This window comes from Shigella sp. SIG3, assembly GCF_053555855.1.
In genome coordinates, this window is the sequence record NZ_JBQZXE010000094.1 from 1 (window position 1) to 14,937 (window position 14,937).

General features: G+C 46.1%; 20 protein-coding genes. 13 read left to right on the top strand and 7 right to left on the bottom strand.

Features of this window, described 5'->3' with window-relative positions; translation table 11 throughout:
* Nucleotides 1-302 precede the first annotated feature (302 nt).
* The 4 genes from ymgC to ycgZ form a co-directional block, all read right to left on the bottom strand.
* Nucleotides 303-551, bottom strand: a complete 249-nt coding sequence (gene ymgC, locus ACUU1I_RS15260) for a protein YmgC (RefSeq protein WP_001065752.1) — start codon at nucleotides 549-551, stop codon at nucleotides 303-305.
* Between the two features lie 112 nt (nucleotides 552-663).
* Entirely contained in the window at nucleotides 664-930 is a 267-nt protein-coding gene (ariR, locus tag ACUU1I_RS15265; protein ID WP_000888772.1) for a biofilm/acid-resistance regulator AriR, read from the bottom strand.
* A 28-nt stretch (nucleotides 931-958) separates the two neighbouring features.
* Entirely contained in the window at nucleotides 959-1,231 is a 273-nt protein-coding gene (locus ACUU1I_RS15270; RefSeq protein ID WP_000858002.1) for a two-component-system connector protein YmgA, read from the bottom strand.
* Between the two features lie 42 nt (nucleotides 1,232-1,273).
* Nucleotides 1,274-1,510, bottom strand: coding sequence for a regulatory protein YcgZ (gene ycgZ, locus ACUU1I_RS15275; protein ID WP_000554152.1), 237 nt, complete (start codon nucleotides 1,508-1,510; stop codon nucleotides 1,274-1,276).
* 313 nt (nucleotides 1,511-1,823) lie between these two features.
* On the opposite strand from ycgZ, the gene bluF reads away from it, so the two are divergent.
* The 6 genes from bluF (at nucleotide 1,824) to ACUU1I_RS15305 (ending at nucleotide 5,615) form a co-directional block, all read left to right on the top strand.
* Nucleotides 1,824-3,035, top strand: a complete 1,212-nt coding sequence (gene bluF, locus ACUU1I_RS15280) for a blue light-responsive regulator BluF (protein ID WP_024260619.1) — start codon at nucleotides 1,824-1,826, stop codon at nucleotides 3,033-3,035.
* A 204-nt stretch (nucleotides 3,036-3,239) separates the two neighbouring features.
* On the top strand, nucleotides 3,240-3,971 hold the full coding sequence (gene bluR / locus ACUU1I_RS15285; RefSeq protein ID WP_000332284.1) for a DNA-binding transcriptional repressor BluR: 732 nt from the start codon (nucleotides 3,240-3,242) through the stop codon (nucleotides 3,969-3,971).
* A 220-nt stretch (nucleotides 3,972-4,191) separates the two neighbouring features.
* Nucleotides 4,192-4,596 (top strand): DUF1398 domain-containing protein, encoded by a 405-nt coding sequence (locus tag ACUU1I_RS15290; protein ID WP_000373108.1) that lies wholly within the window; start codon nucleotides 4,192-4,194, stop codon nucleotides 4,594-4,596.
* 52 nt (nucleotides 4,597-4,648) lie between these two features.
* Nucleotides 4,649-4,759, top strand: coding sequence for a protein YmgL (gene ymgL / locus ACUU1I_RS15295; protein ID WP_032157025.1), 111 nt, complete (start codon nucleotides 4,649-4,651; stop codon nucleotides 4,757-4,759).
* Nucleotides 4,760-4,994: 235 nt separating this feature from the next.
* Complete coding sequence (locus tag ACUU1I_RS15300) at nucleotides 4,995-5,039, top strand: hypothetical protein (RefSeq protein ID WP_175057952.1); 45 nt, start codon at nucleotides 4,995-4,997, stop codon at nucleotides 5,037-5,039.
* 252 nt (nucleotides 5,040-5,291) lie between these two features.
* Nucleotides 5,292-5,615, top strand: coding sequence for an anti-adapter protein IraM (locus ACUU1I_RS15305; protein ID WP_000872354.1), 324 nt, complete (start codon nucleotides 5,292-5,294; stop codon nucleotides 5,613-5,615).
* 102 nt (nucleotides 5,616-5,717) lie between these two features.
* On the opposite strand, the gene icd is transcribed toward ACUU1I_RS15305, so the two are convergent.
* Nucleotides 5,718-6,968: an NADP-dependent isocitrate dehydrogenase gene (icd, locus tag ACUU1I_RS15310; protein WP_000444487.1), complete on the bottom strand. Its 1,251-nt coding sequence runs from the start codon at nucleotides 6,966-6,968 to the stop codon at nucleotides 5,718-5,720.
* Nucleotides 6,969-7,139: 171 nt separating this feature from the next.
* Here icd and rluE point away from each other — a divergent pair, with 171 nt between their 5' ends.
* From rluE to phoQ, 7 genes are all read left to right on the top strand, one after another.
* The gene (gene rluE / locus ACUU1I_RS15315) at nucleotides 7,140-7,793 is read left to right on the top strand and encodes a 23S rRNA pseudouridine(2457) synthase RluE (RefSeq protein WP_001248669.1); all 654 of its coding nucleotides are present in this window, start codon (nucleotides 7,140-7,142) and stop codon (nucleotides 7,791-7,793) included.
* Between the two features lie 9 nt (nucleotides 7,794-7,802).
* Nucleotides 7,803-8,264 carry a phosphatase NudJ gene (gene nudJ, locus ACUU1I_RS15320; protein WP_000476093.1) on the top strand — a complete coding sequence of 154 codons (462 nt, stop codon included), beginning with the start codon at nucleotides 7,803-7,805 and terminating at the stop codon, nucleotides 8,262-8,264.
* A 53-nt stretch (nucleotides 8,265-8,317) separates the two neighbouring features.
* Complete coding sequence (mnmA, locus tag ACUU1I_RS15325; RefSeq protein WP_005067849.1) at nucleotides 8,318-9,424, top strand: tRNA 2-thiouridine(34) synthase MnmA; 1,107 nt, start codon at nucleotides 8,318-8,320, stop codon at nucleotides 9,422-9,424.
* A 35-nt stretch (nucleotides 9,425-9,459) separates the two neighbouring features.
* Complete coding sequence (gene hflD / locus ACUU1I_RS15330; protein ID WP_005047980.1) at nucleotides 9,460-10,101, top strand: high frequency lysogenization protein HflD; 642 nt, start codon at nucleotides 9,460-9,462, stop codon at nucleotides 10,099-10,101.
* A 3-nt stretch (nucleotides 10,102-10,104) separates the two neighbouring features.
* A complete protein-coding gene (purB, locus tag ACUU1I_RS15335) occupies nucleotides 10,105-11,475 on the top strand; it encodes an adenylosuccinate lyase (RefSeq protein ID WP_000423710.1) in 1,371 nt (456 codons plus the stop codon).
* 168 nt (nucleotides 11,476-11,643) lie between these two features.
* On the top strand, nucleotides 11,644-12,315 hold the full coding sequence (gene phoP / locus ACUU1I_RS15340) for a two-component system response regulator PhoP (protein ID WP_001265481.1): 672 nt from the start codon (nucleotides 11,644-11,646) through the stop codon (nucleotides 12,313-12,315).
* Nucleotides 12,315-13,775: a two-component system sensor histidine kinase PhoQ gene (gene phoQ / locus ACUU1I_RS15345; protein WP_000735425.1), complete on the top strand. Its 1,461-nt coding sequence runs from the start codon at nucleotides 12,315-12,317 to the stop codon at nucleotides 13,773-13,775. Before phoP ends, phoQ begins: the two co-directional genes overlap by 1 nt.
* Nucleotides 13,776-14,571: 796 nt before the next feature.
* Here the strand turns inward: phoQ and ACUU1I_RS15350 are convergent.
* Together ACUU1I_RS15350 and ACUU1I_RS15355 are read right to left on the bottom strand one after the other, a co-directional pair.
* On the bottom strand, nucleotides 14,572-14,853 hold the full coding sequence (locus ACUU1I_RS15350; RefSeq protein WP_000133420.1) for a hypothetical protein: 282 nt from the start codon (nucleotides 14,851-14,853) through the stop codon (nucleotides 14,572-14,574).
* Between the two features lie 13 nt (nucleotides 14,854-14,866).
* A partial coding sequence (locus ACUU1I_RS15355) for a hypothetical protein (RefSeq protein WP_449144854.1) occupies nucleotides 14,867-14,937 on the bottom strand: 71 nt, incomplete at its 5' end.

The window sequence follows — 14,937 nt, forward strand, 5'->3', positions numbered from 1 at the left end:
TGAAAATGCCATTCATTCGCTCGCGCTGGCATCTACAGAGATGCATGGTAGAGAGCATAAGAAATATCCACGCCGAAGATAAAATTTTCTCCATCTTGATCTAACCCATTAATTATTGAGCATAATGTAGGCAGTACAAAATAAGTTAGGCGGGATATCAGGCGTCAAGAATGGAGAGCGAGAACTCTCCATTCTTGACACCTGATATTGCGGACATAATAAGAAAGCATAACGCCTGAAATGCTCACTTTGCATCAGCATGGTGATACAGCTGATGTTTATTCTAAAACCTTACTCAAGTTCTAAGAGAGCACGGATTCCCTGTCATTAATAATGATATCCGTTAGTGTAGTCTTATGCATTTCAATGTACTGCAATATTTGCAGATAGAGATCAGAAAGAATCACACTGGTTTCATCTTTTAAACGCAAGCGTAAAGCCTGATCAATAATATGACTATCAACATACCCATGCGTCATGAACACCTCCCTCTCGAGATTTTTAAACAAAGCACATTGAAAAATAAATCTCTCTGGGATTGAATTATTCATGTCAGCCTCGTAGAAATATTAACCCAATAAAATTATGCTGTGTATAGTCTAAAGCGACAGACAAAAATAAGATGAATGAGTTTTCTATAAACTTATACTTAATAATTAGAAGTTACATATCATCAGCTGTGTATCGCAACACGATTTCCAGTGTTTTTCTAATCACATCAGCTTTGAGAATATCACTTGTTGTTTCCAGGGAGTGTATCAGACTTAAGATAATATTTTTATTATTAACATTATCGCCTGAAAGCATTAAATTGGTGACAGCCTGCCCTAACACTGCTGACTCTTCTTCTAACAAATTACCCGAACTGCGAAAGTAACTTGCTAACGCTTTATCAGTTATTGCATTATGAATTGTAGTATCTTCAAGCATGGTAACCTCTCATCTTACTTATGAAATTTTAATGTATTCTGTTTATTTTCTTACCATTGAACATACTTTTATTGTCAGCTGTCGCTGTTCTTCGGTTTGGCCCTCCTGAATCACTATTGCTAAAATCACGAATTATGCTGTCAATTAAATCGCGTCGGAAAGCATCTTCCTCAGCCGATTTCATTACGAGTAATTGCTTAATAAGAGTCTGCAATGAAAAATTTATCTTCATGCGCAGTATCTGGAGCACCGCCTGGCCAGTAATTTCATATTTTATACGTTCATTATCAGATGTCTTCATAACGACTTCATAGCTAACCTGTTAAATAATCAGGCTGTTGCATTATTCAAAAAGCAACCCAATTAGTGCATTATAATGTTTCTGTTCCTCTTCCCCTGTCGCTTGTTCCAGTCGGCAAAGAAGTTTGGCACAATGCGACTTTCGACTCAGATTACGTCCATCTTTCAAAATCTCAGTCACAATTTCCCCGAGAGTTTCCTGCTGAGTAGGCAAGTTAGCTTTTGCAAAGTAACGAGTGATTGCTCCCGCAGAATCTGAAGTCACTGAATTTTGATGCATGCTACGCCTCTGTTAAAAATGTTAATCAATGTGAAGTGAGGTAACAATAGCAAACTTGTACGAAATATGTGTACAGAATGATAAATTAATTTTTTGCAATTAGTACTAATGTATATAAAACAATGTGTTATGATAAAACATATTGCATCATTTAACTGACAATCTATACAAGATTTTTCGCCAACTCGTGTTCAACTTTTTCCATTTTTTATCAATGTAAAGAAACGGTTATGTTTTGGTATTAAAAGAAAGACACAAGAAGATATGTCTGTTACCGTCTTACTCTCGCCTCACCCATTACCCTGGATTGTTAATGCTTACCACCCTTATTTATCGTAGCCATATACGTGACGACGAACCTGTCAAAAAAATCGAAGAAATGGTTTCGATAGCAAATCGCAGGAACATGCAGTCTGACGTAACAGGGATCTTACTGTTTAATGGTTCTCATTTTTTCCAGCTTCTGGAAGGTCCGGAAGAACAGGTTAAAATGATATATCGGGCTATATGCCAAGATCCACGGCACTATAATATTGTTGAGCTGCTGTGCGATTACGCGCCTGCTCGCCGTTTTGGCAAAGCGGGAATGGAATTATTTGATTTGCGCCTGCACGAGCGAGATGACGTTTTACAGGCCGTATTCGACAAAGGCACATCAAAATTTCAGCTAACTTATGATGACAGAGCGCTACAATTTTTTCGTACTTTTGTCCTTGCAACCGAACAATCAACCTATTTCGAGATCCCTGCCGAAGACTCCTGGCTTTTTATCGCTGACGGATCTGATAAAGAACTTGATTCCTGTACCCTTTCACCAACTATAAACGACCACTTTGCCTTTCATCCTATTGTCGATCCCTTATCGCGGCGGATAATCGCTTTTGAAGCCATTGTGCAAAAAAATGAAGATAGCCCATCAGCCATAGCGGTTGGGCAGCGTAAAGACGGGGAAATCTACACAGCGGATCTCAAAAGTAAGGCGCTTGCATTCGCGATGACACACGCACTTGAGCTCGGTGATAAAATGATTTCAATCAATCTATTACCTATGACCCTGGTTAACGAACCTGACGCAGTCTCTTTTTTACTTGATGAAATAAAGGCCAATGCTCTGGTGCCTGAACAAATCATCGTTGAATTTACTGAAAGTGAAGTTATATCTCGGTTTGATGAGTTTGCAGAAGCGATTAAATCGCTTAAGGCTGCCGGTATCAGTGTAGCAATTGATCATTTTGGCGCAGGTTTTGCCGGTTTGTTACTCCTGTCACGCTTCCAGCCTGACAGAATTAAAATCAGTCAGGAATTGATTACCAATGTTCATAAAAGCGGGCCACGGCAGGCAATTATTCAAGCGATCATAAAATGCTGTACATCACTTGAAATTCAAGTCAGTGCTATGGGCGTGGCAACACCAGAAGAGTGGATGTGGCTTGAATCCGCAGGAATTGAGATGTTTCAGGGAGATCTGTTTGCTAAAGCTAAATTGAATGGTATCCCTTCCATAGCGTGGCCAGAGAAAAAATAATTTTCAGCACATTCTTTCACATGATTTCAGTAAATCATCGTGAAAATGAATACGTTATGTTTAAATTTAATCTACATTAAAAATAATGTTTCATCCAATTTAGCTGAAATCTTATTTATACTTTGTACAATTTTAGCGTATATTGTACAAAGTATTATTGGGTCGTGTACCGGCGACGGAGATTTGTGACCGCAAGGAGGAATTGTGGCTTATTACAGCATTGGTGATGTTGCTGAACGTTGCGGGATTAATCCTGTCACTCTCCGGGCCTGGCAACGCCACTACGGTTTGTTAAAACCACAGCGCAGTGAAGGCGGACACCGACTCTTTGATGAAGAAGACATACAACGCATCGAAGAGATCAAGCGTTGGATCAGTAATGGCGTCCCTGTAGGCAAAGTTAAAGCATTACTGGAAACCACCAGCCAGGATACGGAAGATGACTGGAGCCGCCTGCAAGAAGAGATGATGTCAATTCTTCGTATGGCTAATCCTGCCAAACTACGCGCGAGAATTATTTCACTGGGTCGAGAGTACCCAGTAGATCAATTGATTAATCATGTTTACCTTCCTGTTCGCCAGCGTCTCGTGCTTGATCACAACACCTCCCGCATTATGAGCAGTATGTTTGACGGCGCATTAATTGAATACGCAGCAACCTCGCTTTTCGAAACGCGCCGTAAGCCCGGTAAAGAAGCCATTCTGATGGCGTGGAATGTTGAAGAGAGAGCACGATTGTGGCTGGAAGCATGGCGTTTATCATTGTCAGGATGGCACATTTCTGTTCTTGCTGATCCCATTGAATCGCCGCGCCCGGAACTGTTCCCGACGCAAACATTGATTGTCTGGACAGGCATGGCACCAACGAGAAGGCAAAACGAACTTTTACAACATTGGGGTGAGCAAGGTTATAAAGTCATCTTTCATGCCCCCTAATTTCACCTTTATCCCGCCCCTTAGACAGAATGTTATAATCTGAACCCACAACAGCATTTGTACCGGAGCTGGTCCGTTGCAAAATGCTCACCGGGAGAATTCAGGTAATCCCTCTATCACACTCTGTACATATCACAGCCAAAGGACAGACCAGATTGAAGTGGTAAAACCGATCGTGCACACTACGCAGTCTCACAACTAACAAGAGGTTATTATCCTGATGGATCAGGTCGTTGTTTTTCAAAAGATGTTTGAGCAAGTGAGAAAAGAGCAAAACTTCTCCTGGTTTTATTCAGAATTAAAACATCACCGTATTGCACATTACATTTATTATCTGGCTACGGATAACATCAGAATTATTACTCACGATGACACGGTTTTGTTATTAAGAGGAACCAGGAACCAGTTAAAAGTTAGTACGACCAAGAATCCTGCTAAAATAAAAGAGGCCGCATTGCTTCATATTTGCGGAAAATCTACATTTCGGGAATACTGTTCAACACTAGCAGGCGCGGGCGTTTTCCGTTGGGTTACTGATGTTAATCATAACAAACGCAGTTACTACGCCATTGATAATACGCTTTTATATATTGAAGATGTAGAAAATAATAAACCATTAATCTAGCTAAAGTTGGATGCTTAAGAAATGCTTCATAATTCAGTAAGGCATTAGCATAATGGGAATAAAAGTACAGAGACTATCCCTATGGATGATAAATACTGTCCTTTTATTGCTACCCATAAATAATCACCAAGCCCATACTATCAAATTGATATTTGAAATGTGATCACTTGACTTTTTATACGTTATTTTATAACGGTTAATATATTTATAAAAACAACGGGTGTGCCATACGCCCGTTTCAATACTTAACGCATATGTGTTTTGGTTTAGTCATCATCCAGTTATATGTATTTTAGCCAGGAACAGGTTAAACCTTTCCTATATAACTCAAAAATTGAAACCTTATTCTCATGTCATGTTTATATTCATTATTATCGTTATATAAAAAGGCAACCATAATGTTTAGCAAATTGGCACCAAGTAGCATAAAGGCTATGTTTTAATTACAGGATGTTCAGTCATTTGAATGTATAACATTATAGCTAAACAAATCTAAAACGAAGTGAATAATTTATTGTTTTCACTAAATCTCATTTTGTTTAACATCCATTGAGATTCCTTGATTTAAATTTTGTTTTATATAAGCAATCGTTTTAATTAATTTATTTTTTGAAGGGGTAATATACTCATATGCAAAATAAAGAAATGAACATCCAAATGAACTATATTAAATACCGTGGGATAAGACATAACAAATGAAGTGGGTAGTAATTGACACGGTAATTCAACCTACATGCGGCATATCTTTTTCAGCCATATGGGGTGATATGAAAATGATCATCTGGTATCAATCTACTATATTTCTTCCTCCTGGAAGGATATTTACACCGGTTAAGCTTGGTATTATCCTTAAGGAAAAAGAATATCCTATTACTATTTATAACATTGCACCATTCAACAAGAATTTATGGAGTTTACTCAAAAGCAGTCAAGAGTGTCCTCCAGGAGAAAGCGAAATAACAAATAAATGTTTGCATAAGAGTTGTATTATAAAAATATGCCCATATGGGCTCAAGTAATAGGTTTTATATAAATATGCTCGATATGCTATTAATAATATCCACATAAATAAAACAACGGGCGTGTTATACGCCCGTTTAAATATTTAACACATGTAGTGATTACATATTCTTGATGATCGCATCACCAAACTCTGAACATTTCAGCAGTTTAGCGCCTTCCATCAGACGCTCGAAGTCATAGGTTACGGTCTTGGCGTTGATCGCGCCTTCCATACCTTTAACAATCAGGTCTGCGGCTTCAGTCCAGCCCATATGGCGTAACATCATCTCAGCGGAGAGAATAATAGAGCCAGGGTTTACTTTGTCCTGACCGGCGTATTTCGGCGCAGTACCGTGGGTGGCTTCAAACAGGGCGCATTCGTCACCGATGTTTGCTCCAGGGGCGATACCGATACCGCCAACCTGCGCTGCCAGAGCGTCAGAAATGTAGTCACCGTTCAGGTTCATACAGGCGATAACATCATATTCAGCCGGACGCAGCAGGATCTGTTGCAGGAATGCATCAGCAATCACGTCTTTTATGACGATCTCTTTGCCGGTATTCGGGTTTTTAACTTTCAGCCACGGGCCGCCGTCGATCAGTTCACCGCCAAATTCTTCACGCGCCAGCTGGTAGCCCCAGTCTTTAAACGCGCCTTCGGTGAACTTCATGATGTTGCCTTTGTGCACCAGGGTCACAGAGTCACGATCGTTAGCAATTGCGTATTCGATCGCTGCACGAACCAGACGTTTGGTGCCTTCTTCAGAACACGGCTTAATACCGATACCGCAATGTTCCGGGAAGCGAATTTTCTTCACGCCCATCTCTTCACGCAGGAATTTAATCACTTTCTCGGCGTCGGCAGAGTCAGCTTTCCATTCGATACCCGCATAAATGTCTTCCGAGTTTTCACGGAAGATAACCATATCGGTCAGTTCAGGGTGTTTAACCGGGCTTGGAGTGCCCTGATAGTAACGTACCGGACGCAGGCAGATGTAGAGATCCAGTTCCTGACGCAGGGCAACGTTGAGAGAACGAATACCGCCACCAACCGGAGTGGTCAGCGGGCCTTTAATGGCAACTCGATATTCACGAATCAGATCAAGGGTTTCAGCAGGCAGCCAGACATCCTGACCATAAACCTGTGTGGATTTTTCACCGGTGTAAATTTCCATCCAGGAGATTTTACGCTCGCCTTTATAGGCTTTCTCGACTGCAGCGTCGACCACTTTCAGCATGGCTGGGGTTACATCTACACCGATTCCATCACCTTCAATGTAAGGGATAATCGGATTTTCAGGAACGTTGAGTTTGCCGTTTTGCAGGGTGATCTTCTTGCCTTGTGCCGGAACAACTACTTTACTTTCCATTCACCTCTCCTTCGAGCGCTACTGGTTTGCTCGTCTGCCACCACGTTGCATATGCGTTTGCGTCCTGCGATACGGATGCTTTAGAGCAATTTTTTGTTAATGATTTGTAATTGACTTGTCAATACTACCCTATTGTTTGCCATCATGAAAGATGCGCGTTATTAGGCTATAATGCGGCAATTCATAATCTCTGAAAATACCATGCAAAAAACTTCTTTTAGAAATCACCAGGTTAAGCGATTCAGCTCGCAACGTTCTACCAGGCGTAAACATGAAAACCAGCCCACGCGTGTGATCCTCTTCAATAAACCCTACGATGTTCTTCCGCAGTTCACCGATGAAGCCGGACGCAAAACATTAAAAGAATTCATCCCGGTTCAGGGCGTTTATGCAGCAGGTCGCCTTGACCGCGATAGCGAAGGGTTGCTGGTGCTGACCAATAACGGCGCGTTGCAGGCGCGTTTAACCCAGCCGGGTAAACGCACCGGAAAAATCTATTATGTGCAGGTGGAAGGTATTCCCACACAAGACGCACTTGAAGCCTTGCGCAATGGCGTAACCTTAAATGATGGCCCTACCCTGCCCGCAGGCGCGGAGCTGGTTGACGAACCCGCGTGGTTATGGCCGCGGAATCCACCAATTCGTGAACGCAAAAGTATTCCCACCAGCTGGCTGAAGATCACCTTATATGAAGGACGTAATCGCCAGGTGCGCCGCATGACCGCCCATGTTGGTTTCCCCACGCTGCGACTGATTCGCTATGCGATGGGAGATTACTCTTTGGATAATCTTGCCAATGGCGAATGGCGAGAAGTGACAGATTAAGGATGCAAAATGTTTAAACCGCACGTTACCGTTGCTTGCGTGGTGCACGCAGAAGGCAAATTTTTAGTCGTTGAAGAGACGATTAATGGTAAAGCGTTATGGAACCAACCTGCCGGGCATCTGGAAGCCGATGAAACCTTAGTGGAAGCCGCCGCCCGTGAACTGTGGGAAGAAACCGGCATCAGCGCGCAGCCGCAACACTTTATTCGTATGCATCAGTGGATTGCGCCAGATAAAACGCCGTTTTTGCGTTTCCTCTTTGCCATTGAGCTTGAGCAAATATGCCCGACCCAGCCTCATGACAGCGATATCGACTGCTGCCGTTGGGTCAGCGCCGAAGAAATTTTACAGGCGTCAAATCTTCGTTCGCCGCTGGTGGCGGAAAGTATTCGTTGTTATCAAAGCGGGCAACGTTATCCGCTGGAGATGATTGGCGATTTTAACTGGCCTTTTACAAAGGGTGTCATCTAAAAGGCTGCGTGATAGAATACGCCGCCTTGAAGTTCAATGTCGTGAGTGATCCAATGTCTGAAACCGCAAAAAAAGTAATCGTCGGCATGTCCGGCGGTGTCGATTCCTCCGTTTCTGCTTGGCTGTTGCAACAACAGGGATATCAGGTCGAAGGCCTGTTTATGAAGAACTGGGAAGAAGACGACGGTGAGGAATATTGCACAGCGGCAGCGGATCTGGCTGATGCCCAGGCGGTCTGCGACAAGCTCGGCATTGAACTGCACACCGTTAACTTTGCTGCCGAGTACTGGGACAACGTCTTCGAACTGTTCCTTGCCGAATATAAAGCCGGTCGCACGCCGAATCCGGATATTCTGTGCAACAAGGAGATCAAATTTAAAGCCTTCCTCGAATTTGCCGCCGAAGATTTAGGTGCCGATTATATCGCTACCGGTCATTACGTACGTCGGGCCGATGTCGATGGCAAGAGCCGCCTGCTGCGTGGTCTGGACAGCAATAAAGACCAGAGCTACTTCCTTTATACGCTCAGCCATGAGCAGATTGCGCAAAGCCTGTTCCCGGTCGGCGAACTGGAAAAACCGCAGGTGCGTAAGATTGCTGAAGATCTTGGTCTGGTCACCGCGAAGAAAAAAGACTCTACCGGCATTTGCTTCATTGGCGAACGTAAATTCCGCGAGTTCCTGGGCCGTTATCTCCCGGCGCAACCGGGCAAAATCATTACCGTCGATGGCCATGAAATTGGTGAGCACCAGGGGCTGATGTATCACACTCTCGGTCAGCGTAAAGGTCTGGGTATCGGTGGCACCAAAGAAGGCACCGAAGAACCGTGGTATGTGGTGGACAAAGACGTCGAAAACAACATTCTGGTTGTCGCTCAGGGCCATGAACACCCGCGGCTGATGTCTGTCGGGTTGATTGCCCAGCAGCTGCACTGGGTCGATCGCGAACCATTCACCGGCACTATGCGTTGCACGGTAAAAACCCGCTATCGCCAGACCGACATTCCGTGCACCGTCAAGGCGCTGGACGACGATCGCATTAAAGTGATTTTCGATGAGCCGGTTGCCGCCGTGACGCCGGGCCAGTCTGCCGTCTTCTATAACGGTGAAGTGTGCCTCGGTGGCGGTATTATTGAGCAGCGTCTGCCGCTGCCGGTCTGATTATTATCTTTACTTAAAACAAGGAAGCAGTGAACGTGGCAAAGAATTACTATGACATCACCCTCGCCCTGGCCGGTATTTGTCAGTCGGCACGCCTGGTGCAACAACTCGCTCACCAGGGGCATTGTGATGCCGATGCGCTACACGTCTCACTCAACAGTATTATTGATATGAACCCCAGCTCGACGCTGGCGGTTTTTGGCGGTAGCGAAGCCAACCTGCGCGTCGGGCTGGAAACCCTGCTCGGCGTGCTCAATGCCAGCAGTTGCCAGGGCTTAAACGCCGAATTAACCCGCTACACACTCAGCTTGATGGTGCTTGAGCGCAAACTCTCCTCAGCGAAAGGCGCGCTCGACACTCTGGGCAACCGGATCAACGGCCTGCAACGCCAGCTCGAACACTTCGATTTACAGTCCGAAACGCTGATGAGCGCGATGGCTGCTATCTATGTTGATGTGATCAGCCCGCTTGGCCCGCGCATTCAGGTCACCGGTTCCCCTGCTGTACTGCAAAGCCCACAAGTGCAGGCGAAAGTTCGCGCAACCCTGCTGGCAGGCATTCGCGCCGCCGTGCTCTGGCACCAGGTCGGCGGCGGACGTCTACAACTGATGTTTTCTCGTAATCGCCTGACCACTCAGGCAAAACAAATTCTTGCTCATTTAACCCCGGAGTTGTGATCTATGGAATTATCCTCACTGACCGCCGTTTCCCCTGTCGATGGACGCTACGGCGATAAACTCAGCGCGCTGCGCGGGATTTTCAGCGAATATGGTTTGCTGAAATTCCGTGTACAAGTTGAAGTACGTTGGCTGCAAAAACTGGCCGCGCACGCAGCGATCAAGGAAGTTCCTGCTTTTGCTGCCGACGCAATCGGTTACCTTGATGCAATTGTCGCCAATTTCAGCGAAGAAGATGCCGCACGCATCAAAACCATCGAGCGTACCACTAACCACGACGTTAAAGCGGTTGAGTATTTCCTGAAAGAAAAAGTGGCGGAGATCCCGGAACTGCACGCGGTTTCTGAATTCATCCACTTTGCCTGTACTTCGGAAGATATCAATAACCTCTCCCACGCATTAATGCTGAAAACCGCGCGTGATGAAGTGATCCTGCCGTACTGGCGTCAACTGATTGATGGCATTAAAGATCTCGCCGTTCAGTACCGCGATATCCCGCTGCTGTCTCGTACCCACGGTCAGCCAGCCACGCCGTCAACCATCGGTAAAGAGATGGCAAACGTCGCCTACCGTATGGAGCGCCAGCACCGCCAGCTTAACCAGGTGGAGATCCTCGGCAAAATCAACGGCGCGGTCGGTAACTATAACGCCCACATCGCCGCTTACCCGGAAGTTGACTGGCATCAGTTCAGCGAAGAGTTCGTCACCTCGCTGGGTATTCAATGGAACCCGTACACTACCCAGATTGAACCGCACGACTACATTGCCGAACTGTTTGATTGCGTTGCGCGCTTCAACACCATTCTGATCGACTTTGACCGTGACGTCTGGGGTTATATCGCCCTTAACCACTTCAAACAGAAAACCATTGCTGGTGAGATTGGTTCTTCCACCATGCCGCATAAAGTTAACCCGATCGACTTCGAAAACTCCGAAGGGAATCTGGGCCTTTCCAACGCGGTATTGCAGCATCTGGCAAGCAAACTGCCGGTTTCCCGCTGGCAGCGTGACCTGACCGACTCCACCGTGCTGCGTAACCTCGGCGTGGGTATCGGTTATGCGCTGATTGCGTATCAATCCACCCTGAAAGGCGTGAGCAAACTGGAAGTGAACCGTGACCATCTGCTGGATGAGCTGGATCACAACTGGGAAGTGCTGGCAGAACCAATCCAGACAGTTATGCGTCGCTATGGCATCGAAAAACCGTACGAGAAGCTGAAAGAGCTTACTCGCGGTAAGCGCGTTGACGCCGAAGGCATGAAGCAGTTTATCGATGGTCTGGCGTTGCCAGAAGAAGAGAAAGCCCGCCTGAAAGCGATGACGCCGGCTAACTATATTGGTCGAGCTATCACGATGGTTGATGAGCTGAAATAAGCCTCAAATCAGTGCCGGATGGCGATGCTGTCCGGCCTGCTTATTAAGATTATCCACTTTTTCTTTTTTCACTTTACCTCCCCTCCCCGCTGGTTTATTTAATGTTTACCCCCATAAACACATAATCGCGTTACACTATTTTAATAATTAAGACAGGGAGAAATAAAAATGCGCGTACTGGTTGTTGAAGACAATGCGTTGTTACGTCACCACCTTAAAGTTCAGATTCAGGATGCTGGTCATCAGGTCGATGACGCAGAAGATGCCAAAGAAGCCGATTATTATCTCAATGAACATTTACCGGATATTGCGATTGTCGATCTCGGATTGCCTGACGAGGACGGTCTGTCACTGATTCGCCGCTGGCGTAGCAACGATGTTTCACTGCCGATTCTGGTATTAACCGCCCGTGAAAGCTGGCAGGACAAAGTCGAAGTATTAAGTGCCGGTGCTGATGATTACGTGACTAAACCGTTTCATATTGAAGAGGTGATGGCGCGAATGCAGGCATTAATGCGGCGTAATAGCGGTCTGGCTTCACAGGTCATTTCGCTCCCCCCGTTTCAGGTTGATCTCTCTCGCCGTGAATTATCTATTAATGACGAAGTGATCAAACTGACCGCGTTCGAATACACCATTATGGAAACGTTGATACGCAATAATGGCAAAGTGGTCAGCAAAGATTCGTTAATGCTACAACTCTATCCGGATGCGGAGCTGCGGGAAAGCCATACCATTGATGTACTGATGGGACGTCTGCGCAAAAAAATTCAGGCACAATATCCGCAAGAAGTCATTACCACCGTTCGCGGCCAGGGCTACCTGTTCGAATTGCGCTGATGAAAAAATTACTGCGTCTTTTTTTCCCGCTCTCGCTGCGGGTACGTTTTCTGTTGGCAACGGCAGCGGTAGTACTGGTGCTTTCGCTTGCCTACGGAATGGTCGCGCTGATCGGTTATAGCGTCAGTTTCGATAAAACTACGTTTCGGCTGTTACGTGGCGAGAGCAATCTGTTCTATACCCTTGCGCAGTGGGAAAACAATAAGTTGCATGTCGAGTTACCCGAAAATATCGACAAGCAAAGCCCCACCATGACGCTAATTTATGATGAGAACGGGCAGCTTTTATGGGCGCAACGTGACGTGCCCTGGCTGATGAAAATGATCCAGCCTGACTGGCTGAAATCGAATGGTTTTCATGAAATTGAAGCGGATGTTAACGATACCAGCCTCTTGCTGAGTGGAGATCATTCGATACAGCAACAGTTGCAGGAAGTGCGGGAAGATGATGACGACGCGGAGATGACCCACTCGGTGGCGGTAAACGTCTACCCGGCAACATCGCGGATGCCAAAATTAACCATTGTGGTGGTGGATACCATTCCGGTGGAGCTAAAAAGTTCCTATATGGTCTGGAGCTGGTTTATCTATGTACTCTCAGCCAATCTGCTGTTAGTGATCCCGCTGCTGTGGGTCGCCGCCTGGTGGAGTTTACGCCCCATCGAAGCCCTGGCAAAAGAAGTCCGCGAACTGGAAGAACATAACCGCGAATTGCTCAATCCAGCCACAACGCGAGAACTGACCAGTCTGGTACGAAACCTGAACCGATTGTTAAAAAGTGAACGCGAACGTTACGACAAATACCGTACGACGCTCACCGACCTGACCCATAGTCTGAAAACGCCACTGGCGGTGCTGCAAAGTACGCTGCGTTCTCTGCGTAGTGAAAAGATGAGCGTCAGTGATGCTGAGCCGGTAATGCTGGAGCAAATCAGCCGCATTTCACAGCAAATTGGCTACTACCTGCATCGTGCCAGTATGCGCGGCGGGACATTGCTCAGCCGCGAGCTGCATCCGGTCGCCCCACTGCTGGACAATCTCACCTCAGCGCTGAACAAAGTGTATCAACGCAAAGGGGTCAATATCTCTCTCGATATTTCGCCAGAGATCAGCTTTGTCGGTGAGCAGAACGATTTTGTCGAGGTGATGGGCAACGTGCTGGATAATGCCTGTAAATATTGCCTCGAGTTTGTCGAAATTTCTGCAAGGCAAACCGACGAGCATCTCTATATTGTGGTCGAGGATGATGGCCCCGGTATTCCATTAAGCAAGCGAGAGGTCATTTTCGACCGTGGTCAACGGGTTGATACTTTACGCCCTGGGCAAGGTGTAGGGCTGGCGGTAGCCCGCGAAATCACCGAGCAATATGAGGGTAAAATCGTCGCCGGAGAGAGCATGCTGGGCGGTGCGCGGATGGAGGTGATTTTTGGTCGCCAGCATTCTGCGCCGAAAGATGAATAAATATGTCCTTTTACCACTACATCAAGTCATTGATTCGATTAAACAATTTTCATTGAAAAAGTGCCAAAAATCGCAAATTGACTACACCATTAACTACACCGTTCGGTGCACTGTATGAAACAACGTGGAACAAATAGACACAAGAAATATACAGGCGGGTAATCTTTCCAGGGGGAAGCGCACCAATTCATGAGGGGCGTTAATGTCGATATGGGGATCCCCATAACGGGGCTACCGGATTTTTTTTCCGGTTAACCTTTAATCAGGCTGGTGGGTTTTACATACCCTTGATCACCGTAATGATGATCCAGATGTGCACCTTTTCCACCAATGGCGGAAAAGCTCCAACCGTAACGATGATCGCTATGGTTGCCTCGATGGTCTGCGTGGTCATTATGACCGTTCAGCCAGTGACCTTAATCAGAATTTTTCGCTAAAAAATGACGTTGGCCACGTCATCCGGAAAGCACAAAATCACGTCGATTTTTAATGAACGGTTAAACCGTCTTTTTGTCACGGTGTGTCACTGGTTGTCACTCTCCGTCACGATTGAGGTGGTGGTCATTCTGCCCGACCGCGCATTTTTGCGCTATCGGGAATATCAAACAGTTACCTCGCCGACTTCCTCAAATTGAGGTTTCCGAAAATATCAGAGCGGGTTAGCGATTAAGCTGACGAGTAATTAAACTGCGAAAATTTCGTAGTTTCTGAATATATTCCGGCCTGCTGGTTAACAGTCCTCAGATGTGAGGGATGTAGCCAGCGCAATTTTGCGCTTTGCTTTAATCTCAGTGAGTTACCGCCGTAACCGCTCCGGCTTCTTCCCGTGGTACGTGATTTTCTCCTTCTCCCGATACATCTCCACGCGGCGACGGTAGGCCAGCAACTCAAGAACTCTGGTTCGTATGTTGCGCATATCCACGCCATTAAGTTCTATACCATCACGGCGCATCACCTCAGCAACAACACGCGCATAGTTTTCGGCTATCACGCTGTCCGGCTGCGTGGCCTGTTCGTCAGCCTGCTGGCTGATTCCGGCAACGCGGCGGATTAATCCCGTTATTTCGGCTTCTGTCATGCTGCTGACCTCATTACACCCCGCTAAATTCTTCCAGTTTCTGGCGGTGGCTGTCGCTTATATCAAAAGCAAAATCCTCATGCT